This window comes from Kitasatospora sp. NPDC047058 (assembly GCF_040643935.1).
In the GTDB taxonomy this organism is placed as follows: domain Bacteria; phylum Actinomycetota; class Actinomycetes; order Streptomycetales; family Streptomycetaceae; genus Kitasatospora.
Window position 1 is genome coordinate 1 of record NZ_JBEYVJ010000782.1, and the last position, 1,805, is coordinate 1,805.

At 75.0% G+C, this 1,805-nt stretch carries 3 protein-coding genes; 2 read left to right on the top strand and 1 reads right to left on the bottom strand.

Annotation, left to right across the window (positions count from 1 at the left end; all coding sequences use genetic code 11):
• Positions 1–254 (top strand): GPP34 family phosphoprotein (locus ABZ885_RS40435; protein WP_360200093.1); only part of this gene is annotated, 254 nt, incomplete at its 5' end.
• A gap of 107 nt (positions 255–361) precedes the next feature.
• Here ABZ885_RS40435 and ABZ885_RS40440 read toward each other — a convergent pair.
• Positions 362–1,288 (bottom strand): DUF4232 domain-containing protein, encoded by a 927-nt coding sequence (locus tag ABZ885_RS40440; protein ID WP_360200095.1) that lies wholly within the window; start codon positions 1,286–1,288, stop codon positions 362–364.
• A 218-nt stretch (positions 1,289–1,506) separates the two neighbouring features.
• On the opposite strand from ABZ885_RS40440, the gene ABZ885_RS40445 reads away from it, so the two are divergent.
• The coding region (locus tag ABZ885_RS40445) for a DUF664 domain-containing protein (RefSeq protein ID WP_360200097.1) at positions 1,507–1,805 on the top strand (299 nt) is incomplete at its 3' end.

The following is a 1,805-nucleotide window of genomic DNA, read 5'->3' on the forward strand; positions in this document are numbered from 1 at the left end:
CCCGGCTGGCGGCTGTCGTGCTGGACGGCGCCGAGCCGGACGAGCGCACCGCCGGGCTGATCGCCCTGCTCCACGGCGCGCGCCTGCACCGGCTGGCCTTCCCCGACGTGCCGGCCCGGCAGGTCGAGGCGAGGATGGCCGCGATCGCCGAGGGCCAGTGGGCGGGCGTGGCGCTCCGTGACGCGATCACCGCCACCCAGGCGGCGGTGCTGGCGGCCACCACCGCCGCGGCGGTCGCCGCAGCGGTGTCCTGACGGCGGCCCCGTCGAACGACGGCCTCTGCCGACCGGGCCCGCCCAGCCGACCGTCCGGCACGGGTGTACGGGTGTACGGGTGTACGGGTGCAGCGCCGGCGGGCCGGTCACGGACGGCTGTCCTCCCTGGTCCAGGCGCCGATGCCGAGGCGGCCGGTGGTGCCCAGGTCGAGTTCCGGGGTGACCATGACGGGGGCGGCGTCCGGGATGGCCCGGACCCGCACGTAGGGGGCGTTGACCGGCTCGCCGTCCTGCGTGGTGTTGCGCCACACCAGGGTGGAGCGGGCGCCTTCTCCCGGCTTCAGTGCGATCTGCTGCGGCGGGCTGTCCGCGCCCGTGCCGGTGGCGATCTCGGCGCCGCCGGACAGGAGCCGTACCCCCTCGATGGGCCGGTGTTCCAGGTCGAGCAGTTCCAGCTTCGGGTAGCCGTTGACGGTCACCGTGGAGGTTCCGCAGTTGCGCAGGTGGAGGCTGACCACGCGCAGGCCCATCGCGGCGTCGCCCTCTCCCGCGTACAGCCGGAGACCCGAGGCCGGGCACGGGCCGGCGGGCTGCGGGGCCTCGGCGCTGGGCACGCTCCGGACCGTGATGACCTTCACGCCCGGCCCGGAGCCCGGCCCGGAGCCCGGCCCGGAGCCCGGCCTGGCGGCGGGGTCGGCCCCCGCCGGCCAGGTCGACCCGTTCCGGCCGAGGTCGATCCGCCCCTTCACGGTGGCCCCCGGGGCGACCGCGGCGACGGTCCGCGTCACGTTGTCCAGCGCACCCCCGGCCGCCGAGAGCAGGGTGAACACCGCCGTCACATCGGAGGGCTCACTGCCCGTATTGGTCACCTCGTACTCCGCGCAGGCCGGGCCGGCGGAGGTGATCCGCACCCCGTCCTTCGCGAGCCCGGGCGCCGTCGACGGCAGCAGTGCCCCGCACGCCCCGGCGCTCCCGGACGGTGCCGTGGCCACGGTCGCCGTCCCGGATCCGCAGCCCGCGACCAGGCCGACGGCGGCAGCGGCCACCAGAGCGGCCTTGGCCGGCCGACTCACCCGACGCACCGTCAACAACCAGCTCACATCCTCGAATCGACGCATCGCCCGATGCGATCACGCTTCGCCCCCGAACGGCTGTGAGAGACGCCACTTCCCGTGCAACAGTCCTGCAACGCCCCGGGCCGGACGGTCCCGCCCCGCGTCGGACGCGGCAGTCCCGACGGCGGGCGGAAACCCCTCCGGGCGCCGGTCCGTGCGGTGGCAGAATCGGGCCCATGACTTCCTCCCTGCCCGAGCCGGACCAGCAGATGTCCGATCCCAGTGAGCTGTTGCTGGGTTATCTCGACTACTACCGGTCCGTGATCGGCGCCAAGGTCGAGGGCATGTCCGACACAGAGCTGCGCGTCAGCCGGCTCCCGTCCGGGTGGACGTTGCTCGAGTTGCTGAAGCACCTCGGACACATGGAGCAGCGCTGGCTGCGCTGGGGCTTCCGGGCCGAGCCGGCTGGGTGGGCCCGGATGAGCCGCCGGCTGCGCCACAGCACCGGCTGGGACCCGGCGCGGACCTACGGGTT